Source organism: Bradyrhizobium sp. Ghvi, assembly GCF_900115265.1.
Classification (GTDB): Bacteria; Pseudomonadota; Alphaproteobacteria; order Rhizobiales; family Xanthobacteraceae; genus Bradyrhizobium.
In genome coordinates this window covers 726,254-748,227 of record NZ_FOVU01000001.1, presented here as the reverse complement: position 1 = coordinate 748,227, position 21,974 = coordinate 726,254, and the positions used below count along the sequence as shown (strand labels likewise).

General features: G+C 64.8%; 17 protein-coding genes. 11 read left to right on the top strand and 6 right to left on the bottom strand.

Features of this window, described 5'->3' with window-relative positions; all coding sequences use genetic code 11:
• Nucleotides 1–107: 107 nt before the first annotated feature.
• The 4 genes from BM374_RS03545 to BM374_RS03530 all read right to left on the bottom strand — a co-directional run bounded on the left by BM374_RS03545 (nt 108) and on the right by BM374_RS03530 (nt 5,677).
• A complete protein-coding gene (locus tag BM374_RS03545; RefSeq protein WP_092289160.1) occupies nt 108–845 on the bottom strand; it encodes a response regulator in 738 nt (245 codons plus the stop codon).
• Between the two features lie 36 nt (nt 846–881).
• Nucleotides 882–2,627: an ATP-binding response regulator gene (locus BM374_RS03540; protein WP_092289159.1), complete on the bottom strand. Its 1,746-nt coding sequence runs from the start codon at nt 2,625–2,627 to the stop codon at nt 882–884.
• Nucleotides 2,597–4,528: a sensor histidine kinase gene (locus BM374_RS03535; RefSeq protein ID WP_502689414.1), complete on the bottom strand. Its 1,932-nt coding sequence runs from the start codon at nt 4,526–4,528 to the stop codon at nt 2,597–2,599. The genes BM374_RS03540 and BM374_RS03535 overlap by 31 nt, the downstream gene beginning before the upstream one ends.
• A gap of 153 nt (nt 4,529–4,681) precedes the next feature.
• The gene (locus BM374_RS03530; RefSeq protein WP_092290200.1) at nt 4,682–5,677 is read right to left on the bottom strand and encodes a TRAP transporter substrate-binding protein; all 996 of its coding nucleotides are present in this window, start codon (nt 5,675–5,677) and stop codon (nt 4,682–4,684) included.
• Between the two features lie 202 nt (nt 5,678–5,879).
• Between BM374_RS03530 and ugpB the strand changes: the two genes are divergently transcribed.
• The 10 genes from ugpB to BM374_RS03480 all read left to right on the top strand — a co-directional run bounded on the left by ugpB (nt 5,880) and on the right by BM374_RS03480 (nt 16,980).
• The gene (ugpB, locus tag BM374_RS03525; protein ID WP_177248069.1) at nt 5,880–7,205 is read left to right on the top strand and encodes a sn-glycerol-3-phosphate ABC transporter substrate-binding protein UgpB; all 1,326 of its coding nucleotides are present in this window, start codon (nt 5,880–5,882) and stop codon (nt 7,203–7,205) included.
• A 208-nt stretch (nt 7,206–7,413) separates the two neighbouring features.
• A complete protein-coding gene (locus tag BM374_RS03520) occupies nt 7,414–8,367 on the top strand; it encodes an aminoglycoside phosphotransferase family protein (protein WP_092289157.1) in 954 nt (317 codons plus the stop codon).
• Between the two features lie 353 nt (nt 8,368–8,720).
• The gene (locus BM374_RS03515) at nt 8,721–10,343 is read left to right on the top strand and encodes an ABC transporter substrate-binding protein (protein ID WP_092289156.1); all 1,623 of its coding nucleotides are present in this window, start codon (nt 8,721–8,723) and stop codon (nt 10,341–10,343) included.
• Nucleotides 10,344–10,458: 115 nt separating this feature from the next.
• On the top strand, nt 10,459–11,472 hold the full coding sequence (locus tag BM374_RS03510; RefSeq protein WP_092289155.1) for an ABC transporter permease: 1,014 nt from the start codon (nt 10,459–10,461) through the stop codon (nt 11,470–11,472).
• 9 nt (nt 11,473–11,481) lie between these two features.
• A complete protein-coding gene (locus tag BM374_RS03505; protein ID WP_092289154.1) occupies nt 11,482–12,381 on the top strand; it encodes an ABC transporter permease in 900 nt (299 codons plus the stop codon).
• A gap of 97 nt (nt 12,382–12,478) precedes the next feature.
• Nucleotides 12,479–14,248 carry a dipeptide ABC transporter ATP-binding protein gene (locus BM374_RS03500; protein WP_092289153.1) on the top strand — a complete coding sequence of 590 codons (1,770 nt, stop codon included), beginning with the start codon at nt 12,479–12,481 and terminating at the stop codon, nt 14,246–14,248.
• A gap of 18 nt (nt 14,249–14,266) precedes the next feature.
• Nucleotides 14,267–14,446 (top strand): DUF4089 domain-containing protein, encoded by a 180-nt coding sequence (locus tag BM374_RS03495; RefSeq protein WP_177248068.1) that lies wholly within the window; start codon nt 14,267–14,269, stop codon nt 14,444–14,446.
• Nucleotides 14,447–14,453: 7 nt separating this feature from the next.
• Nucleotides 14,454–15,848, top strand: coding sequence for an AtzE family amidohydrolase (locus BM374_RS03490; RefSeq protein WP_177248067.1), 1,395 nt, complete (start codon nt 14,454–14,456; stop codon nt 15,846–15,848).
• 12 nt (nt 15,849–15,860) lie between these two features.
• On the top strand, nt 15,861–16,253 hold the full coding sequence (gene hpxZ, locus BM374_RS03485) for an oxalurate catabolism protein HpxZ (protein WP_092289151.1): 393 nt from the start codon (nt 15,861–15,863) through the stop codon (nt 16,251–16,253).
• A 4-nt stretch (nt 16,254–16,257) separates the two neighbouring features.
• Complete coding sequence (locus BM374_RS03480; RefSeq protein ID WP_177248066.1) at nt 16,258–16,980, top strand: GntR family transcriptional regulator; 723 nt, start codon at nt 16,258–16,260, stop codon at nt 16,978–16,980.
• A gap of 148 nt (nt 16,981–17,128) precedes the next feature.
• On the opposite strand, the gene atzF is transcribed toward BM374_RS03480, so the two are convergent.
• Together atzF and BM374_RS03470 are read right to left on the bottom strand one after the other, a co-directional pair.
• Nucleotides 17,129–18,934 (bottom strand): allophanate hydrolase, encoded by a 1,806-nt coding sequence (gene atzF, locus BM374_RS03475; RefSeq protein WP_092289149.1) that lies wholly within the window; start codon nt 18,932–18,934, stop codon nt 17,129–17,131.
• A 193-nt stretch (nt 18,935–19,127) separates the two neighbouring features.
• Complete coding sequence (locus tag BM374_RS03470; protein WP_092289148.1) at nt 19,128–19,622, bottom strand: MarR family winged helix-turn-helix transcriptional regulator; 495 nt, start codon at nt 19,620–19,622, stop codon at nt 19,128–19,130.
• Between the two features lie 153 nt (nt 19,623–19,775).
• On the opposite strand from BM374_RS03470, the gene BM374_RS03465 reads away from it, so the two are divergent.
• On the top strand, nt 19,776–21,620 hold the full coding sequence (locus BM374_RS03465) for a feruloyl-CoA synthase (protein ID WP_092289147.1): 1,845 nt from the start codon (nt 19,776–19,778) through the stop codon (nt 21,618–21,620).
• Nucleotides 21,621–21,974: the final 354 nt, after the last annotated feature.

Here is a 21,974-nt window from a genome sequence, read left to right as displayed (position 1 = left end):
TTGGATTGGGAGGAACCAATTTCCGGGGCTTGCGTTTCGGCGCGCCATACCCATCACCGTCGTCCCGGGCGCGCTCAGCGCGAGCCCGGGATGACGGTCGTGGTGCCCTACGCCTTCTCGCCCGCCGGCGAGAACAGATAGCCGCCGCCGCGGATGGTGCGGATCACGGCGGGCTTGGTCGGGTCGGGCTCGATCTTGCGGCGGATGCGCATGATGCGCAGGTCCACCGCGCGGTCGAACGCCTCGGCATCGCGCGCATTGGCGAGTTCCAGCAGGCGCTCGCGCGACAGCACGCGCTTCGGATTGGCCGCGAACACTTTCAGCAGCCCGAACTCGGATGCGGTCAGCGGATGCTCGTTGCCCTCTTCATCCCGGAGCGCCTGGGCTTCGAGGTCGAGCCATTTGGTGCCGAACCGCACCAATTGATCCTTGTCCGATTTCGCCGGCGCCGCCTCAGCGCTTGCGGCCTTCGCCGGCGTGCTCCGCCGCAGCACCGAGCGGATGCGCGCCATCAATTCGCGCAGCTCGCAGGGCTTTGCCACGTAGTCGTCGGCGCCGAGCTCGAGGCCGACGACGCGGTCGATCGGGCTCGCGGTCGCCGTGAGCATGATGACGGGCACGTTGGTGCGGCTCTTGAGGTCGCGGATGATCGAGAGGCCGTCTTCCTCGGGCATGTTGAGGTCGAGCACGACGAGATCGGGCATGCTGCCGTCGATCGCGGCGCGCAAGCTCTTTCCGCCGTCGCACAGCGTCACGGTGAAGCCGTGCATCTTGAGGTAATCGCCGACCATCTCCCGGGCCGGGGCCTCGTCGTCGACGATCATGATGTGCTGGCTTTGGGTCATGTCACTTCGAAATCTTACGGATCATTGGTGCTCAAATCAGGGCAGCTCGGTCGCGGGCAGGGTGATGGTGAAGGTCGCGCCCTGGCCCGGGCCGTCGCTGTCGGCGGTGACCTCGCCGCCATGCATGTCGATAATACGCTTGACGATGGACAACCCAAGCCCCGTCGAGCTCTCGCCCGCCGTCGGTTTTGCGGAGAGCCGCTGGAACCGGCCGAACAGGCGGCCGAGATCCTCCGGCGACAGGCCGGCGCCCTCGTCGCTGACCTTGATGACGGTGTCGTTGCCCTCATGGCTGACCGCCACGCTGATCTTCCCGGCGATTGGCGAATATTTGATGGCGTTGCTGATCAGATTGTCGATCGCCTCGCGGATGCGGTCGGTGTCGCACATGGTGACGATGTTGGCCGGCGCAGTGACGCTGATCGCCTGTTGTTTGTTGAAGGCGAGCGGCTGGTTGGCTTCGGCGACCTCCTTCACCAGGCTCGCGACGTCGACCGGCTCGCGGCGGATGGTGATGTCGAAGGCATCCGCCATCGCATCCGAGATCAGATGGTCGACCATGGTGGTCAGGCGCTTGGTGGCGTCTCTGATATGATCGACCTGCGCGACCACGCCCGACGCCGAGGCGCCGGTCGAGATCAGCTCCTTCAGCATCTCGGTGCGGCCGAGGATGACGCCGAGCGGGTTCTTCAGATCGTGCGCGACGGTGCCGAGAATCTCGTTCTTGAAGCCGTTGGCGCGCTGCAGCCGCAGCCATTGTGCCGAAAGCCGGCGATTGGCCTGGCTCAGCGCCCGGGTGCGCTGGGCGACGCGGTCTTCCAGCTGCGTGTTGGCGTCCTGGAGCTGCTGATAGAGGATCACGTTGTCGAACGCGATCGAGAGCCTGGAGGAGAAGATCTCGACCAGCGAGCGGTCGGTCTCGGATAGTTCGCGCTCGGCCTGCAGCAACACGACGACCTCGCGGCCGGATCCGGTGCGCAAATAAATCACGCTGCGATGGTCGGCGAATTCGTTCTTGCGGCCCTGGAACGCGGCTTCCACCATCGATCGCAGGTCGGGGTCGAGCGCCTTCGAGGAGGTCGTGCCGATGAAGCGACTGTAGCAGCCGCTGCCTGCGAGCACCGAGAGTTCGGGATCGATGCCGCCATTGTCGCGCAGCACCAGGATGCCGGCGCAATCGGCGTTGAGCAGCGAGGCGAGCTGGGTCAGCACGCCCTCGGCGAGCCGCTGCATCGACTTGAAGTCGTACAGCGTCGAGGCGGCATCGATGATGATCTCGAGCCCGCGCCGTGTCTGTACCATGCGCTCGAGCTGCTGGTAGGAGCGCAGCGCCGCGGTCAGCGAGGTGAACAGCTTGTCGGCGGTGAGCTCCGTCTTGGCCTTGTAGTCGTTGATGTCGTACTGCACGATGACGCGCCGCTCCGGCGCCTGGCCGGGCTGGCCGGTGCGCAGGATGATGCGCACCGTCTCGTTCTTGAGCACGTTGCGGATGTATTCGACCAGCTCGAGGCCGGCGACGTCGGTCTCCATGATGACGTCGAGCAGCACCGCGGCGATGTCGCTGTGCTCGGCCATCAGCTTGCGACCTTCCGCCGCGGAATGGGCGGAGAGGATCTCCAGGCCGAGGCCGTTGAGACTATAGTCGGACAGCGCAAAGCGGGTGCCGTCATGCACGGCCGGATCGTCGTCGATGACGGCGATCTTCCATTTCCGGGCGTCTGCATCCTCCGACGCGGTACCGGTATCGTCGATCAGGTGGAGGACATCGTCCTGTTCGGCCATTGAGAAGTCCCGTCACTTTCTGTGCTTTGCGCGCCGCCCCTGGCGATCCGCGGCATGATAATCCGGAAAGTCGTGCCTTGTCCCAGCTTGGATTCCAGCATCATTCGCCCGCCGAGCTGCTGGGTGACAAGGTTATAGACGATATGCAAGCCCAGTCCCGTCCCACCTTCATTGCGCCTTGTGGTAAAGAATGGGTCAAAGGCCTGGCGCTGCACGTCCGGGGTCATGCCGGCCCCGTCATCGGCCAAGATGATCTCGATATCCTCGAGGCCCCGCGGCCGCGCCGAGATGGTGATGGTGCCGGCGCGGCCGTCCGCGAAGGCGTGGTTGGCGGCGTTGAGGAAGAGGTTGGTCAGGATCTGGCCGTAAGAGCCGGGATAGCCGTCGAGCAAGAGTCCCTCGGGGACGTCGACTTGAAGCGTGATCGGCGAGCGCTTCAGCACGGGCCGGAGGCTCGCGATGATCTGATCGGTGGCTTCACCGAGCGAGAATTGCCGCCGCTCGGCATGGGAGCGGTCGACTGCGACCTGCTTGAACGACTGGATCAGCTCGCCGGCGCGCTGCAGATTGGCGACCAGCTGCTGCGAGGCGTCGCGCGAGGACTGCACGAACTCCTCCAGCTGCGAGCGGCGCAAGCCCCCGTCGCCCCTGAGCTGGGCCTCGAAGATCTCGGTGCGCCTGGCAAAGCTCGAGGCGACCGTCAGGCTGATGCCGATCGGGTTGTTGACCTCATGCGCGACGCCGGCGACGAGGCCGCCGAGCGCTGCGAGCCGTTCGGCGTCGATCAGGTTCTGCTGCGCGGTGTTGAGCTCGAGCAGCGCACTCTCGGCCTTTTCCTTGGATGCGCGCAGCTCGTCCTCGGTCTGACGCTTGGCAATCGCGTTTTCGCGGAATACCTCTACCGCGCGCGCCATGGCGCCGACCTCGTCGCGGGCGTTGGTGCCCTGCACCTCGCGGTTGAGATCGCCGAGCGTGATCGCGCGCATCGCCGTCATGATCTGCTGCAGCGGCAGCCGGATCGAGAGCGCGATCAAGACGCCGGCGGAAAGGATGATGCCGAGGAAGATCACGGCAATGGAGAGGACACGGCGAGAAATATCGGCCAGCGTGCGGTCGAAGGTCTCCTGCGCCTTCTGCTCGCGCTGGCGCATCTTGGTCGAGAGATCGTCGATGGCCCCGATCGCCTCGGCCTGGCTGGCGTCGATGGTGTTGCGCAGGAGCTCGGTGCGATTGGTGAGCTGCTCGCTCAGTTTGGCAAAGCCCTCGCGCAGCGCCTTGGTGCGCGCCCCGAGCTTTTGCAGTGCCATCTTCTGGAGATCGTTGTCGGCAAGATCGATCATGACGGGAATTGTCTTCTCGATCGTCTCGGTGTTGCGGCGCGCATCGTCGGCCGCGCCTGGCGACAGCGACAGGTAATAGGAATTGGCCGCGACCAGCATCGCGGTGAAGGCCTCGCGGGACTTGCCGAGCGAGGGCCAGATCAGTGCGTCGCGATGGCCGGTGGCGCCCTCGATGATGGAATAGAGGCCCGCCATGTCCTTGGCCGGGCCCTGCACCTGTTCCTCATAGGTCCTGGCGATGGTCGCCTGCACGGTGCGCAGCTCGCCGAAGCCGTTGAGGAAGCGGTCGGTGGTACGCTCCAGCTCCTCGACGGACCCTGACAGCATCGGGTCCTTGGCGGCGCGGTCGGTGAGCGTGCCCAGCACGGCCTCGCGCAGCAAGAGGATCTCGGCGAACAGGTCCGGGCTCGGCTGGTTGATGTAGCGGTGGATCAGGTTCTGGAGCCGTCCGGTCTCGCTTTCGAGCAGCGCCAGGATCCGGTCGGATTGGCGCACCTGGCGCACGTCGTCCCAGGCCGAGCCCAGCACCTGCGCGCCGTTCCAGATCATACCCACCAGCACGATCACGACGGCGGAGTTCAGTGCCGCGATCGACAGGATGCGCCAGCGGATCGGCACCGCCCGCAGCGCGCCCACCAGCCGCGCGCGGAGCCGCCCGACCGGGCCGGGCGGCCGCTCTGCGATCTGGCTGGTGCCGTGCGCGATCAAGCAGCGTCACTCCACCTTGCGAATCCGTTCGATCAGCGCGGCGGCGGCGGGATCCTGCGCCGCCTTGGCGTAAACAGCCGCCATCGCGTCCTCGAACGGCTTGCGGTCGATGTCTTTTATCACGGTGATGCCGGCGGCCTCCGCCTTGTGCTGCGACTGCTCCTCGAGGTCGCGCCATTTCTCACGCATGAACCGGCTGGAGCGCCGCGCGGCCTCCCTGAAGATGGTCTGGTCCTCGGCGGACAGGCTGCGCCAGGCCTTGAGCGAGATCACCAGCACCTCCGGGCTCATCGTGTGCTCGGTGAGCGTGTAGTAGCCGGCATATTTGTAATGGTCCGTGGTCACGAAGGAGGGCCAGTTGTTTTCCGCCCCGTCGATCAGATGGGTCGCAAGCCCCGTGAGCACCTGCCCATAGGGCAGTTCGACCGGCTCGGCGCCGAGCGCGCGGACCATCTCGCTCATCAACTCCGATTGCTGCACCCGGATCCGCAATCCCTTGAGGTCGGCAAGGCTCCTCACGGGTCGGACGCCGTTGTAGATCGAGCGCGCGCCGGAATCGTAGAAGCAGAGCCCGACGAAGCCGTAGGGCTCGAAGCTGTCGAGAATCTCCTTGCCAACAGGCCCGTCCAGCACCTTCTGCATGTGCTCGATGGACCGGAACAGGAACGGCATGGCGAGCACGTTCATGGCCGGAACGAAATTGCCGATCAGGGCCACATTGGTCCGGTTGAGGTCGATCGCGCCGGCGCGGGTCTGCTCGATCGTCTCCTTCTCCTCGCCGAGCTGGCGGGAGTGAAACACCTTGATCTCGTGGCGGCCCTTGGTGCGCTCGGCAATCAGCGCGCCCATGTAGCGCAGCGCCTGGACGGTCGGGTAGTCCTCGGTCTGGGTGTCGGCGGCGCGGAATTCGCGCGCAGCAGCGTTCGTCGCGAAGATCGCGAGCAGAAGCGCGACGAAGATCACCCCGGTCCGTGAGAGTTCGGCACGGTTTAGCACTGGCACACTCAACCCCTCGGTGATGGAGTCTATGGCGGGGCAAAAAGGTTCAACGCAATCTAGCAGATGGTTAGGGGAAGGCCATCCCGGCCGGGTCCGCCGGATGATTGTGCAGCGCCGTGCGCCTTCATTCCCGGTTGAAACCGACTATGCCGCGTCTTAAGCAAGGGGACGTCGCCTCTTGCCGCTTGACCTTGGAAGGGCCATCGTGACTTCAGCATTCCGCCTCTTGCAGGTCGCCGTCGCCACTTTGGTCCTCGCCTTGAGCTGTGAAGCGCGCGCAACGACCGACATCGCATGGTGGCACGCCATGTCGGGCGAGCTCGGCAAGCAGCTCGAAAAGCTTGCCGCCGACTTCAACGCCTCGCAGTCCGACTACCGCATCGTGCCGACTTACAAAGGCAACTACACCGAGACGGTGACGGCCGCGATTTTCGCCTTCCGCTCGCGCAGCCAGCCCGCGATCGTCCAGGTCAACGAGGTCGCCACCGCCACCATGACCGCGGCCAAGGGTGCGATCTATCCGGTGTACAGCATGATGCGCGACATGGGCGAGCCGTTCTCGCTCAATGATTATCTTCCGGCGGTCTCCGGCTATTACAGCGATGCGTCAGGCAATCTGCTGTCCTTCCCGTTCAACTCCTCGACGCCGATCCTCTATTACAACAAGACAATGTTCCGCGACGCCGGCCTCGATCCCGAGACGCCGCCGAAGACCTGGCCCGAGCTTGGGCAAGCGGCAAGGCGTCTGCGCGAACACGGCGCGGCCTGCGGCTTCACGACCTCCTGGCCGTCCTGGATCCATGTGGAGAATTTTTCGGCGTTTCACAATCTGTCGCTGGCGACGCGGGCCAACGGCTTTGCCGGCCTCGATGCCGAGCTGACCATCAACAACCCAGAAGTGGTCAAGCACGTCGCCCAGCTCGCCGAATGGCAAGAGACGAAACTGTTCGATTACAGCGGACGCGGGCAGGCGGCCGAGCCGCGCTTCCAGAACGGTGAATGCGGCATCTTCATCGGCTCCTCGGCGACGCGGGCCGACATCAAGGCGGTCTCGAAGTTCGAGGTCGGCTACGGCATGATGCCGTACTGGCCCGACGTTGCAGGCGCGCCGCAGAATTCCATCATCGGCGGCGCCACGCTGTGGGTGCTGCGCGACCGGCCGCGCGAGGAATACAAGGGCGTGGCGCGGTTCTTCGCGTACCTCTCGCAGCCCGGCGTGCAGGCCGCCTGGCACCAGAACACCGGCTATCTGCCTGTAACCCGCGCCGCTTTCGAGCTGACGCGCGCGCAAGGGTTTTACGAACGCAATCCGGGCTTTTCGATCTCGTTCGAAGAGATCACGCTGCATCCGCCGACCGAGAATTCCAAAGGCATCCGGCTCGGCTCCTTCGTGCTGATCCGCGGCGCGATCGAGGACGAGCTCGAGGAGGCCTTTGCCGGCCACAAGAGCGCGCAGGCCGCACTCGATTCCGCCGTCGAGCGCGGCAACAAGCTGCTGCGCCAGTTCGAGCGCGCGAGCCCGGAGCGATAGAGGCCGTGAGATTGAGACACGCTGCAGCCACAGGGGCGGTGCACTCCCTCCCCCGCTTGCGGGGGAAGGGTGGGGAGAGGGTGTCTCCACTCGCGAGAGCCCCCCAGAGGAAACCCTCACCCGGCGCGGGACGATGCTGCGCATCGCCCGGGATGCGCCGACCTCTCCCGCAAGCGGGAGAGATGCTCCGTTCGCTGGGTTTGCGCTGATGGTCTCATCGCAAACGCTGCCTCAATTCACCAGCCCGCACTCCTTTCGCGCCTTTCGCTCCGATCCGCCGCAATGGCTCCCAATCGCGCTCGACATCGCGCGCAGCCGCGGCATCGACGTCGCCTCACCGCACGTCTTCTCGACCGGCACCAATCTCGTGGTCGGCTTCAGTGACAAGCTGATCCTGAAAATCTTCCCGCCGCTGCTGCGCGCGCAATTCGTCTCCGAGCGCGGCTCGCTAACGCAGCTGAAAGGCCGGCTGCCTCTGCCGATTCCGGAGATCGTCGCAGAGGGGGAGCGCGACGGCTGGCCTTATCTCGTCATCACGCGCCTCACAGGCACGCTCGGTTCGGAGGTCTGGCCCCAGCTCCCCGAAGCGCAGAAGGAGCGTGTGCTGCGCCAGATCGGAGAGACCATCGCCGCCGTACAGCGCGCGCCGCTCGGCCCGCTCGCACGGATCGAGCCGCGCTGGAGCGAGTTCATGCGCGCGCAGATGCAGGGCTGCAAGGCGCGGCACACCCGTCTCGGCCTCGCGCCGAAATTCCTCGCCGGCCTCGACGATCTCCTGCGCGACGCGGCGATGCTGATCCCGATGGATGCGCCGCCGGTGATCCTGATCGGCGAATACATTCCGGAAAATTTCCTGCTCGCCTGCAGCGACGATCAATGCTCGCTCGCCGGCCTGTTCGACTTCGGCGATGTCCGCGCGGGCTGGCGCGATTACGACCTGCTCGGCCCGAGCGCCTTCATGGCGGCGGGCCGGCCGGGGAGGGTGCGTAGCCTGCTCGAAGGCTTCGGCTATGCAAAGCTCGAATTCGCGCTGAAGCGACGCCTGATGGCCCTCATGCTGTTGCACCAGGCCAGCGACCTCAACAGCCACATCTGCATCGAGGGCTGGCAGGACCAGGCGAACGATCTGCTCGAATTGCAGGAGCTGATCTGGGCGGAGTGATTTTTCCGCTCCGCGCCTCGCCCGTCATTCCGGGGCGCCGCGAAGCGGCGAGCCCGGAATCCATTGTCCTGCGAGTGCCATGGCTCGATGGATTCCGGGCTCGATGCTACGCATCGCCCCGGAATGATAGTCTTTGCCTATTAGGTGCGCCGGCCTCAATTTTGGCCTATTAAATGAGCAAATATCTCTCTTTGCATGCAATTGTCGAACCCTGAGCTTCGAGATCGCGTCCGCCCTATTCGACATACATAAGCAGTATCAATTATTTATTGCGGATCTAAGCTCCTGCTACCCCCTGGCACGAACCTTGCGAATCCGGTTCCAACCAGAACTTCTGAGTTGGAGCACCCGTCATGAAGCGCCGCGATTTTCTCAAGTCCGTGTCCGGATTGGCCGCCGGCGCGGCGCTTCCGGCGGTGCCGCAGGTCGTGTCGTCGGCCTATGCCGATGCGCGTTCGGAGACGCTGCTGATCGTTTCGGAAGGCGGTCCCAACAATCTCGACATCCACGGCGTCGGCACCAACGTCCCCGGCTATGAGGTGTCCTGGAATTGCTACGATCGCCTCATCAGCCACGAGATGAAGACCGGCCCCGGCGGCGTGCCCTATTACGACCGCGACAAATTCAAGGGCGAGCTCGCCGAGGATTTCAGGATCGACGACAAGTCGGTCACCTTCAAGCTGCGCAAGAACGCCAAATTCCACGACGGCACGCCTGTTACCGCCAAGGACGTGAAGTGGTCGCTCGACCGCGCCGTCAGCGTCGGCGGCTTTCCGACTTTCCAGATGAGCGCGGGCTCGCTCACCAAGCCGGAGCAGTTCGTCGTGATCGACGACTACACCGTGCGTGTCGACTTCCTGAAGAAGGACCGGCTGACGATTCCCGATCTCGCCGTCATCGTGCCCTGCATCGTCAACTCGGAGCTGGTGAAGAAGAACTCCAGCGAGAAGGATCCCTGGGGCCTCGAGTTCACCAAGCAGCAGACGGCAGGCTCCGGCGCCTACAAGGTGACGAAGTGGACCGCCGGCACCGAAGTGATCATGGAGCGCAATGACGACTGGGTCTGCGGTCCGCTGCCGAAGATCAAGCGCGTGATCTGGCGCATGGTGCCGCAGGCCGGCAATCGCCGCGCGCTCTTGGAGCGTGGCGACGCCGACATCTCCTACGAACTTCCGAACAAGGATTTCCAGGAGATGAAGGCCAACGGCAAGCTCAACGTGGTGTCGCTGCCGTTCTCGAACGGCATCCAGTATATCGGCATGAACGTCACCAAGCCGCCCTTCGACAACCCGAAGGTCCGCCAAGCGGTCGCCTATGCGCTGCCCTATCAGAAGATCATGGACGCGGTGATGTTCGGGCTAGCGAACCCGATGTTCGGGGCGCCCCGGGACAAGCCGACCGAAGTCGCCTGGCCGCAGCCGCACAAATACAACACCGACATGGACAAGGCGAAGGCGCTGATGGCGGAGGCTGGCTATGCAGGCGGGTTCGAGACCACGATTTCGTTCGACCTGAATTTCGCCGGCGTCAATGAACCGCTCTGCGTGCTGGTGCAGGAGTCTCTCGCCCAGATCGGCATCAAGGCCACCATCAACAAGGTGCCCGGCGCCAACTGGCGCACCGAATTGAACAAGAAGGAAATGCCGCTCTTCACCAACGTGTTCTCGGGCTGGCTCGATTATCCCGAATACTTCTTCTACTGGTGCTATCACGGCAACAATTCCGTCTTCAACACCATGAGCTACAAGTCGGCGGAGATGGACAAATTCATCGACGGCGCGCGCACGGCCGCCGCGGCCGGCGACACTGCGGCTTACGATGCTGACGTGAAAGGCTTTGTCGATCTCGCGTATACCGACATCCCGCGCATCCCGCTGTACCAGCCCTTCGTCAACGTCGCGATGCAGAAGAACATCAGCGGCTATCAATACTGGTTCCACCGCAGGCTCGACTATCGCGCGATGGCGAAGGGGTGAGTGGGGCGAATGGTGATTGGCGAATAGCGAATAGGTGTTGGCGAATGCAGTTGATTGGCTGTGAGGACACATTCGCCACTCGCTATTCGCCATTCGCGCGAGCGGAACGAGTCCCATGCTCTCCATGATCGGCAAGCGCCTGATGTTCGCGATTCCCTCGCTGATCGGGGTCGTCATCGTCACCTTCCTGCTGACGCGCGCGCTGCCGGGCGATCCCGCCGCCTATTTCGCAGGGCCCGCCGCGACGAAAGAAGCTGTCGAGCAGATCCGGAAAAAGCTCGGCCTCGACAAACCGCTGATCGAGCAGTTCTACCGCTACACCAACGATCTCGCCCATGGCGATTTCGGCAACTCCCTGACGACAGGCCAGCCGGTCGCGACCGAAATCCGCAACCGCCTGCCGGCTTCGGCAGAGCTGACCCTGCTCGGCCTCATCGTCTCCATCGTTATCGCCATTCCGCTCGGCGTGCTCGCGGCCACGCGGCCAGGGTCATGGATCGATCACTTATGTCGGGTCACGACAACGGCGGGCGTGTCGTTGCCGGTGTTCTTCACTGGCCTGGTGCTGGTCTACGTCTTCTATTTCCGGCTCGGCTGGTCGCCGGCGCCGCTCGGCCGATTGGACGTGTTCTACAGCGCGCCGCCGACGGTCACCGGCTTCTATCTCATCGACACGCTGCTCGCGCGCGATGTCGAGGCCTTTCGCTCGGCACTGAGCCAGCTCATTCTGCCCGCAACGACGCTTGCGATCTTCTCGCTGGCGCCGATCGCCCGCATGACGCGCGCTTCCATGCTGGCGGTGCTCGCATCCGACTTCGTCCGCACCGCGCGCGCCAGCGGGCTGTCGCCGACCACCGTGATCGTCACCTACGCCTTCCGCAACGCGATGCTGCCAGTCGTCACGACGCTGAGCATGGTGTTCTCGTTCCTGTTAGGGGCCAACGTGCTGGTGGAAAAAGTATTCGCCTGGCCCGGCATCGGCTCCTACGCGGTGGAAGCGCTGATCTCGTCGGACTTCGCTCCGGTGCAGGGCTTCGTGCTGACCATGGCGGTGATGTACGTGCTGCTCAATCTCGTGATCGACATCTTGTACGGCGTGATCGATCCGCGCGTGCGGCTGGAAGGGTAGGAGGTCTCAATGAGTACCGTTGCGCCTGCCGTTGAACCCGCCGGTCCTGCCCGTACCTCCGGGTTCACTGCGATTCTCGAACAGACCCGCTACGTGCTGGGCGAGAACAAGGTCACAGGCTTTGCCTTCGCACTCTTGATCCTGATTTTGACCGCCGCGATCTTCGGCCCCTATGTGGTGCCGTATGATCCGCTCGCCTCGGATACCGCGGCGGCCTTGAAGCCGCCGTCGGCCGCGCACTGGTTCGGTACCGATCAATTGGGGCGCGACATCTTCAGCCGCGTCGTGGTGGCGACGCGGCTCGACACGTTCATTGCGGTCGCCTCCGTCGTGCTGGTGTTCCTGATGGGCGGCCTTGCCGGCATCGCGGCGGGCTATTTCGGCGGCTGGACCGACCGCATCGTCGGCCGCATCGCCGACACCATCATGGCCTTTCCGCTGTTCGTGCTCGCCATGGGCATCGTCGCTGCGCTCGGCAACACCGTGCAGAACATCATCCTGGCGACCGCGATCGTGAACTTCCCGCTCTATGCCCGCGTCGCGCGCGCCGAAGCCAATGTCCGCCGCAATGCCGGTTTCGTGCAGGCCGCGCGGCTATCAGGCAATGGCGAATTCCGCATCCTCCTGGTGCACATCCTCCCGAACATCATGCCCATCATGATCGTGCAGATGTCGCTGACCATGGGCTACGCCATTTTGAATGCCGCAGGTCTGTCCTTCATCGGCCTCGGCGTTCGCCCGCCGACCGCCGAGTGGGGCATCATGGTCGCCGAGGGCGCGGGCTTCATGGTCTCAGGGGAATGGTGGATCGCGCTGTTTCCCGGCCTCGCGCTGATGATCGCCGTGTTCTGCTTCAACCTCCTCGGCGACGGCCTGCGCGACATCGTCGATCCCCAGCGGAGGACGTGATGGTCGCTGGCTTCCGTCAAAAATTCTCCAATGAATCCAATGCCGCCTCTACTGTGCATGGGGTTGTTTTCGAGTTTGTGAGCGACGGGAGGCCCGTATGACCGCTCAGCCGCTGCTCGATGTGCAAGATCTGACCGTCGAATTCACCACCCGGCGCGGCATCGTCAAAGCCGTGCAGCACGTCAACATCTCCGTCGCCAGGGGCGAGACGCTCGCCATCGTCGGCGAGTCAGGTTCCGGCAAGTCGGTGACGTCCTATGCGGTGATGCGCATCCTCGACCGCGCCGGCAAGATCGCCGAGGGCTCGGTGATGTTCTCCGGCATCGACGTCAAGGCTGCGAGCGAAGACCAGATGCGCGATCTGCGCGGCCGCGAAGTCTCGATGATCTTCCAGAACCCGCGCGCGGCGCTGAACCCGATCCGCAAGGTCGGCGATCAGATCGAGGACGTCCTGCGCACCCATGTCCAGCAGGCCCAGGTCACAGATCGCGGCGAGAAGGCGATCGAGGCGTTGGAGCAGGTCAAGATCGCCCGCCCGCGCGAGCGCTACCACGCCTATCCGTTCGAGCTCTCAGGCGGCATGTGCCAGCGCGTCGTCATCGCGCTCGCGCTCGCCTGCAATCCGCAGCTCTTGATCGCGGACGAGCCGACCACCGGCCTCGACGTCACCACCCAGAAAGCGGTGATGGATCTGATCGTCGAGCTGACCAGGCGGCGCGCGATGTCGACCATCCTGATCACCCACGACCTCGGCTTGGCCGCCGCCTATTGCGACCGCGTCGTGGTGATGGAAAAGGGTCGCGTCGTCGAGACCGCCAAGGCCGCCGACATCTTCGCCAATCCACAGCACCCCTACACCAAGAAGCTGATGCGCGCGACGCCGCGGCTGGGTGTGAGCTTGCGGGATCTGTTGCCGGAGGAGGAGGCCGCGGCTGTCATGGCCGGGCTCGACCCGGCCGTCCATCACGTTTCGCGAGACTCATCTCAATCGATGGACTCCCGGGTCAAGCCCGGGAGCGACGAGACTCCCAAGCCCCTCCTGCTCATCGAAAAGCTGGTCAAGGAATATCCCCGCCAGGGCGCCACGGCCACGCTCGGCAAACTGTTCGGCCGCAAGCCGCCCGTCGAGCCGGACGTGTTCCGCGCCGTGGACGGCATCAGCTTCTCGATCGCCCACGGCGAGAGCGTCGGCCTCGTCGGCGAATCCGGCTGCGGCAAATCGACCACGTCGATGATGGTGATGCGGCTCCTGGATCAGACCTCCGGCCTGATCCAGTTCGAAGGCGAAGATATCGGCGGCATCGCGCCATCAGCCTTCGCCCGGCTGCCGCAGCGCAGTCGGATCCAGATGGTGTTCCAGGATCCGACCGACAGCCTCAACCCGCGCTTCACCGCCGCGCGCGCCATCGCCGATCCGCTTCTGCAATTGGGCGGCATCAAGGGCGGCGAAGCGCTCCGCGCCCGCTGCGAAGAGCTCGCCACCATGGTCGGCCTGCCGCACAATCTGCTCGATCGTTTCCCGCATCAGCTCTCCGGTGGCCAGAAGGCCCGCGTCGGCATCGCCCGGGCGATCGCGCTGCACCCCAAGCTGGTCATCCTGGACGAACCGACCGCGGCGCTCGACGTCTCGGTGCAGGCGGTGGTGCTGAACCTGCTTCAGGACCTCAAGGCGCGCCTGGGTATGAGCTATCTGTTCGTCTCGCATGATTTGAATGTAGTGCGCTTGTTGTGCGATCGTGTCATTGTGATGCGGACGGGTCGAATCGTGGAAGAGGGCATTTCCGAGAAGGTGTTGAGCGATCCGCAGGACGACTACACCAAGGAGCTGCTGACGGCGATCCCGCATCCGCCGCTGCCGGTGCATTGAGAGATTGTTGGGAGCGTGATGCCCGAACCGCTGGACGACTATATCGACGCCGTATCGAAAGCGCTGGCGCTGCCGGTCGAGGAGGCCTGGCGGCCCGCGGTGCGCGCCAATCTCGAGGTCTCGCTGCGGCTCGCCCGCCTGGTCGACGAATTCGCGTTGCCGGACGAGACCGAGCCGGCTCCGATCTTCACGGCCTGATGCTGCCATGACCACCAAGTCAGAGATGACGGCCGCCGAAATCGCGAAAGCGGTGAGCGGTGGCAAGATGTCGGCCCTCGATGCCACCGAGGCCGCTCTCGCGCGCATCAAGCAGCACGACACCATCCTCAATTCCTTCACCGACGTCACGGCCGATCGCGCCCGCGCCAAGGCACGCACGATCGATGCTGATATTGCCGCCGGAAAGAATGTCGGCCCGCTCGCTGGCGTGCCCTTCGCGGTGAAGAACCTGTTCGACGTCGCGGGTCTGCCGACGCGCGCCGGTTCCAAGATCAATCGCGATCTCGCGCCCGCCAAGCGTGACGCGACGTTGATCGAGCGGCTGGAAGCCGCCGGTGCCGTGCTCGTCGGCGCGCTCAACATGGGCGAATACGCCTACGACTTCACCGGCGAAAACGTTCACGACGGTCCTTCGCGCAATCCGCATGACACCACGCGGATGACCGGCGGCTCCTCCGGCGGCTCCGGTAGTGCCGTCGGCGGCGCGCTGGTTCCGATCGCGCTCGGTTCGGACACGAACGGCTCGATCCGCGTGCCGTCCTCGTTCTGCGGCATTTTTGGCCTGAAGCCGACCTATGGCCGGCTGTCGCGGGCGCGCTCGTTCCCGTTTGTAGCGAGCCTCGATCATCTCGGCCCGTTCGCGCGCGATGTCACCGATCTCGCGCTCGCCTATGACGCGATGCAGGGGCCGGATGCCGACGATGCCGCCTGCACCACGCGCGGCCTGGAGCCGACGTTGCCGCTGATTGCCAATCCCGTGTCGGACCTGCGCATTGCGATCGCCGGCGGACACTTCCAGAAGAACGTGTTTCCGGAAGCGGTCGAAGCCGTCAGCCGAGTCGCAAAGGCGCTGGGCGCGACAAAGATCGTCGACGTGCCCGAAGCCTCGCGCGCCCGCGCCGCGGCTTATGTCATCACCACCACCGAAGGCGCCTCGCTGCATCTGGATCGCCTGCGCAAGCGCCCGAATGATTTCGATCCGGCCGTGCGAGACCGGTTGATCGCCGGCGCCATGGTGCCGGCAGCACTGGTCGACCGCGCGCAAAAATTTCGCCGCTGGTATCGCGCGCAGCTCGCCGAGATCTTCAAATCCGTCGATGTGCTGCTCGCGCCGGCGACGCCCTGCACCGCGCCGAAACTCGGCCAGGTGATGTTCAATCTCGACGGCGTCGAACTGCCGGTGCGCGCCAATATCGGCATCCACACCCAGCCGATCTCGTTCATCGGCCTGCCCGTGGTCGCGGTGCCGGTGCCGCTCGAGCCGCTGCCGATTGGCGTGCAGATCATCGCGGCGCCCTGGCGCGAGGACGTCGCGCTCCGCGTCGCCTACGCGTTGGAAAAGATGGGCGTCGTCGCGGCGCCCAGCCCAAGGGGATTTTAAGAGGAATTTGAGATGGAGATCGATCTCCCCGACGTGATCGCGGAAGTCAAAGCCGCTTTCGATCGCTATGAGCAGGCCCTCGTCACGAACGACGTGGCCGTGCTTGGCGAGCTCTTCCGCAACGATCCCCGTACGCTGCGTTACGGCATCGGTGAGAACCTCTACGGCTATGAGGCGATCTCCAGCTTCCGCGCCGGCCGCTCGCCGGTCGGTCTCATCAGGCGCACCGCAAAGACGGTGATTTCCACCTACGGCCGCGACACGGCTGTCGCCTCCACGCTGTTCTATCGCGACACGGCACCCGGCAGGGTCGGCCGGCAGATGCAGACCTGGATTCGCTTCCCGGAGGGCTGGCGCGTCGTCGCCGCTCATGTCAGCATCATCGACGAGTCGAAAGAGACCTGACCGCATGGCGCTTGACGATTTTCCGCAGGGGATACTGCCGGCTGAGCCGGTGGTGCCCCGCGTCGACCGTGCCTTGCCATCAGTGCAGAAGGTCACCCGTGCCGAGGAGCTGCGTCTTCAGCTTGCCGACGAGATCGTGCGCGGAGCCCTCGCGCCGGGCGCGCCACTCGACGAGACCGACATCGCGCGGCGCTTCAATGTCTCGCGCACCCCGGTGCGCGAAGCGCTGCGCCAATTGGTCGCGAGCGGTCTGGTCGAGGCGCGGCCCCATCGCGGCGCGGTAGTGGCGCAGCCCTCGATCGAGCGGCTGACAGGCATGTTCGAGGCGATGGCGGAGCTGGAGGCGCTGTGCGCAGGCCTTGCCGCCGAGCGCATGTCGGCCGCCGAGCGCCATGGGCTGGAGGCTATTCACGAAGAGCTGCGCGTTCTCAGCTACGCCGGCAATCCCGATCGCTTCCATGAGGTCAACGAGCGCTTCCACAACGCGATTTATGCGGGATCGCAGAACGGCTACATAGCCGAGATCACCCTGGCGACGCGCGTGCGCGTGCAGCCGTTCCGCCGCGCCCAGTTCCGCAATCTCGGCCGTCTCGCCAAGTCGCAAGCCGAGCACGACCGCGTCGTCGTCGCCATCATGCGCGGCGACAAGCAGGGCGCCGCCGCCGCCATGCGCGCGCATATCGAGCTGGTGCGTGGGGAATACGAGATCTACGCGGTGTCGGTGTAAGGGCACACGTGTGTCCAGGGCGCGGTGCAGCGCGGTAGCACTGCTCCGCAGCGCCGGGACCCACCTATCCATTCCGCAAGTCCCTTCATGAGTCCCGGTTCAGCAGCGCATCACTGCGTGATGCACTGCGCCCGGGACACGAGACTGTTTACGTCTTCGCGACTTCCGCCATATACGCCCGCCAACCGCCATACGCCGTGATATCTCGCGCCTCGCCCAGCACCTCCGGCTCGACGAGAAAGCCCTTCACGCCGCGGCCATCCGCAAGCCGCACCGTGCCGATCGCCATCGGTGCCGGAATCGCGTTGACGAACTTGCCGAACGCCACCGCCGACAGCGACCAGATCTCCAGCTCGATCGATGCGCCATTGCCCGCTTGAACGCGCAGCAGGCCCGGCTTCGGCGGCATGGTCTTCAGCGCATAGAGCTTGTAGTCCGGCGCCGTCTTGGTTGCCTCGATCAGCGTTGCGTTCAGTGCCGTCAATTCGCCGTTCAGCACCATGCCGGAGAGATGGGCGCCGACCACGGCGATCGGGATGTCGTCACTGCTGCTTGCAGGAAGCGCCACGAGCGGTGCTTGCACGATGCCCTTCGCTCCAAGGGTCATCTTGGTATCCGCATGGAACACGCGCCCGATGCTCGCCAGCAGCGCATCGTGTCCCGCCGGCGCCAGCAGTGTGATGCCAAACGGAATGCCGTCCGCGCGCATCGAGGCCGGCACCGCGAGGCCGCAGAGATCGAGCAGGTTGACGAAATTGGTGTAGGTGCCGAGCCGGCTGTTCAGCTCGATCGGATTGGCGAGCACCTGCGCGGTCGTATAGGTCGTCGGTGCTGTCGGCAGCACCAGTGCATCGATGTTTGCGAATGTGCGCTCGGCGATCTTGCGCAGTCCCTGGAGGCGATAAAGCGCGGAGAAGGTTTCGGCCGCCGTCAGCCGCGCGCCGGCGGCGGTGATTTCGCGCGTCACGGGGTGAATCGTATCAGGCGCCGAGGCCAAAAGATTCTTGATCACCAGATAACGCTCGGCGACCCAAGGCCCCTCGTAGAGCAAGCGCGCCGTCTCGTAGAACGGCTCAAGGTCGAACTCGACCAGCGTTGCGCCAAGCGCGGTCCAGCGCTTCAGCGCTTCGCCGTAAGCGGCTTCCGATTTCTTGTCGCCGAAGAAGATCAACTGTCCATCGCGCGGAACGCCGAGGCGCAAATTGGTCGGGAACGGCGTGATCGCACCCGGCGGCCGATCGCGCGAGAACGGATCGGCCTGGTCAGGCCCGGCCATCACGGACAGCGCGAGCGCGGCGTCGTCCACCGTCAGCGCAAACACCGAGATGCAATCGAGCGTGCGGCAGGCCGGCACGAGGCCTGCCGTCGAGATCATGCCGAGGCTCGGCTTCAGCCCGACGATGTTGTTGAGCATCGCCGGCACGCGGCCTGAGCCGGCGGTGTCGGTGCCGAGCGACAGCGGCACCAGGCCGGCGCCGACCGCGACAGCCGATCCCGAGCTGGAGCCGCCGGGAATGAGATCCTCGCGGACCGAATTTTTGGGAATGCCATAGGGTGATCGCACGCCGACGAGACCGGTGGCGAACTGATCGAGATTGGTCTTGCCGATGATGATCGCGCCGGCCGCGCGCAGCCGCTCGACCGCGGTCGAGTCGTGCGTCGGGGTATAGGAGAAGGCCGGGCAGGCCGCCGTGGTCGGAAAGCCGAGCGCGTCGATATTGTCTTTCACGGCAACCGGTACGCCATAGAGCGGCAGGCTCGCCGCATCCTTTCCGGCGAGCTTCTCGGCTTCCGCGATCGCGTCCGTCTCGTCGCGCAGGCTGATGAAGATGGCGGGATCGTTGTGATCGCGAATGCGCTGATAGGTCCGCGCGACCGTCTGCGCCGGCGTCACCGTGCCCGCGCGATGCGCGGCCACAATCGCGGCAATCGTTTCAGGCTGCTCAGCCCCCATGGCGACAAAACTCCGGCAACTTGTCTCACCCGCATTGAAGCAAGCGATGTGCCATTGTGTACATTATCCGGGCAGGCGCGGTGCCGCGGTTATTATCGTAAAATCAGTGCCTTGGGCGATGCGTTGACCAGCGGGCAGGTGGCCGGACCGGGGGTCTGTCCTAGGCATTTGCCCAAATCATGGGCAGCCCGGATCAGGTGAAGCCAGCAAGGATCTGAAGCAGCCGCTCCCGGTTCGCCTTACCGATCTTGTCCTCGACATGCCGCTCGTGCTCGGCAGCCAGCCGCTTGAACTTGGCCAGCGCCGTCTCGCCCTGCGCGGTGAGGTGAAGCGCGTGCGAGCGCCGGTCGGACTTCGACTTGATCCGCTTCACCAGCTTGCGCTGCTCGAGGCTGTCGAGCAGATGCACCAGCCGGGCGCGCTCGATACCGAGGCGTTTCGCCACCGCCATCTGCGAGAGTCCCGGATTGGCGCCGATCACCGTCAGCACCGAATATTGCGTCGGCCTGATGTCGACCTCGCCGAGCGTCCTGATGAAGTCCTGAAAGATCCAGATCTGGAAGCGCCGCACCGCGTAGCCGGCGTGCCCGATCAGCGCGTCGAGGCCAATCTCGTCCGCACCGATCTGTGCCGTCAGGCCATTGCTTGTTCGTTTGCGCGGGGAAGTTCGGGTTGCGGGGGTCGTCACATCGCGTCTCCTGGCCGGATGACCTTAGCGGCTCGAGGTTCGAAGCGGAAGATTGTTGTTGACGACAACAATTGCGATGCCCAACATTATCGCCAAAGCGGCCCGGAACGAGGCTGCGGCCGGTCCGGGGCGTCCGGGGGCGAGGAGGAAACCATGATGACCGTCCGCGGTGACGCTTCGAGCCTGTTCGCAACGCCCAAGACCGTCGCGGAGCATCGCACGGACGGCAGCATCGTGCTGCGCTCTCCCGAGCCTTTGCGCGACAGCGCGCGCTGCGTCGGAGATTGGCTGGAGCAATGGGCGCGGCAAACGCCGGACAAGGTCTTCCTTGCCGAGCGCGATAGCGCCGACACGCCCTGGGCGACCGTGACCTACGCGGGTGCGCTGCGGCGGGTGCGCGCAGCGGCGTCCTGGATCCTAGCGCACCGGCTCAGCGCGGAACACCCGGTTGTCATTCTCTCGGACAACAGCATCGACCACGCGCTGCTCGCGCTTGCCGCACAGCATGTCGGCGTACCCTCAGCCGCGGTCTCGCCGGCCTATTCGCTGATGTCCAGGGATTACGACAAGCTGAAAAGCATGATCGCGCTGCTTGAGCCCGGCGCGATCTATGTGTCCAGCACCAGGCCGTTTGCTGCGGCCCTCGCTGCGATCAAGCCGCTGCACAAGGCGCAGATCATCAGTGGCAATGCTGGCGATGCTGATGCGGTTGCATTCCGGACCATTGCTGCAACGCCGGAAGCGCCGGAGGTCGCATCAGCATTTGCCGCGGTCACGCTCGACACGATCGCGAAATTCCTGTTCACCTCGGGCTCAACAGGCACGCCGAAGGCCGTCATCAACACCCAGCGCATGCTGACCTCCAGCCAGCAGGCCAAGGCGCAGACCTGGACGTTCCTTGAGCGGGGCGACGACCTCGTCATCTTGGACTGGCTGCCGTGGAGCCACACCTTTGGCGCCAACCACAATTTCAACCTCGTGCTGCGCAACGGCGGCTCGCTCTATATCGACGGCGGCAAGCCGGCGCCCGGCCTGTTCGCGACATCGCTCGCCAATCTGAAAAGCGTGATGCCGACGGTCTACTTCAACGTGCCGCGTGGCTTCGACATGCTGATCGCGGCGCTGCGCGGCGACGATGAACTTCGCCGCCGTTTCTTCAGCGACGTGAAGTTCGCCTTCTATGCCGGCGCCGCGCTGCCACAAAATCTGTGGGACGCGTTCGAGGAGCTCTCGGTCAAGACCGTCGGCCGCGCTTTGCCGATGGTGTCGGCCTGGGGCTCGACCGAGACGTCGCCGCTGGCGACCGATTGTCATTTCCTTGCCGACCGCTCCGGCAATATCGGTGTGCCGATTCCCGGCACCGAGCTGAAGCTCGTTACCTCCGGTGACAAGCTGGAGGTGCGCGTGCGCGGTCCCAATGTCACGCCGGGCTATTGGAAGGCGCCCGAGCTGACCAAGCAGGCGTTTGACGAGGAGGGATTCTATCTGATCGGCGACGCCGTGAAGTTCGCCGATATCGAGCGGCCCGAGCGCGGCCTGTTCTTTGACGGCCGCGTGGCCGAGGATTTCAAGCTCAACTCCGGCACGTGGGTCAGCGTTGGGACGCTGCGTGTCGCTGGCATCGCAGCGCTTGCGCCGTTCGCGCAGGACATCGTCGTGACCGGCCATGGCGGCGATGAGGTGCGGTTCCTGGTATTTCCGAACATCGCCGCGTGCGGCGCCCACACCGGTCTGTCCGAAACAGCAAGCGTGAATGATGTGCTGGGGCACGACAAGATCCGGACCGCCATAGCGCAAGGTCTGGCAAGGCTGAAGCAGCAGAGCGGCAACTCCTCCGGCCACGCCACGCGTGCGCTGCTGCTCGTCGAACCGCCGTCGGTCGATGGCGGCGAGATCACCGACAAGGGCTACGTCAACCAGCGCGCCGTGCTGACGCGCCGCGCCGGTGCGGTGGAGCGGCTGAACGATGATTCGTCGGTGGAGTGGATCGGCATCTAGCTCACCATCTTGAGCAGCAGGCATGCCCCGGATGCGGCGCAGCACGCGAGTGTTGCGCTGCAGAGCCGTGGCCCATCTCTCCTAGCACGCACGGCTTACTGGGCCGCGGCTCTGCGGCGCGTCGTTGCCGCGCGTTGGCCGGGACACGAGGTCTGGTGCTCGATTACGCCAGCCAACCTGTCGCAAATATCCTGCATGATTATTTTGTTGCCCCGGCAACTAATTTGTGCGAACCGTTCCGAACCAGCAATGACGGCGGACGAACCGCCGCGTCTGGTCTCGGAGGAAACAATGCGCGGCAGGAAAGATCCCGTCGGCAAACGCAGGTGCGTGCCAGGAGATGATGCCGGATCG

Coding starts and splice junctions, on each gene's coding strand:
- BM374_RS03545 (WP_092289160.1), bottom strand. CDS start 845: ATGACCCAAAGCCAGCACATCATGATCGTCGACGACGAGGCCCCGGCC.
- BM374_RS03540 (WP_092289159.1), bottom strand. CDS start 2,627: ATGGCCGAACAGGACGATGTCCTCCACCTGATCGACGATACCGGTACC.
- BM374_RS03520 (WP_092289157.1), top strand. CDS start 7,414: ATGGTCTCATCGCAAACGCTGCCTCAATTCACCAGCCCGCACTCCTTT.
- BM374_RS03515 (WP_092289156.1), top strand. CDS start 8,721: ATGAAGCGCCGCGATTTTCTCAAGTCCGTGTCCGGATTGGCCGCCGGC.
- BM374_RS03510 (WP_092289155.1), top strand. CDS start 10,459: ATGCTCTCCATGATCGGCAAGCGCCTGATGTTCGCGATTCCCTCGCTG.
- BM374_RS03505 (WP_092289154.1), top strand. CDS start 11,482: ATGAGTACCGTTGCGCCTGCCGTTGAACCCGCCGGTCCTGCCCGTACC.
- BM374_RS03500 (WP_092289153.1), top strand. CDS start 12,479: ATGACCGCTCAGCCGCTGCTCGATGTGCAAGATCTGACCGTCGAATTC.
- BM374_RS03495 (WP_177248068.1), top strand. CDS start 14,267: ATGCCCGAACCGCTGGACGACTATATCGACGCCGTATCGAAAGCGCTG.
- BM374_RS03490 (WP_177248067.1), top strand. CDS start 14,454: ATGACCACCAAGTCAGAGATGACGGCCGCCGAAATCGCGAAAGCGGTG.
- hpxZ (WP_092289151.1), top strand. CDS start 15,861: ATGGAGATCGATCTCCCCGACGTGATCGCGGAAGTCAAAGCCGCTTTC.
- BM374_RS03480 (WP_177248066.1), top strand. CDS start 16,258: ATGGCGCTTGACGATTTTCCGCAGGGGATACTGCCGGCTGAGCCGGTG.
- atzF (WP_092289149.1), bottom strand. CDS start 18,934: ATGGGGGCTGAGCAGCCTGAAACGATTGCCGCGATTGTGGCCGCGCAT.
- BM374_RS03465 (WP_092289147.1), top strand. CDS start 19,776: ATGATGACCGTCCGCGGTGACGCTTCGAGCCTGTTCGCAACGCCCAAG.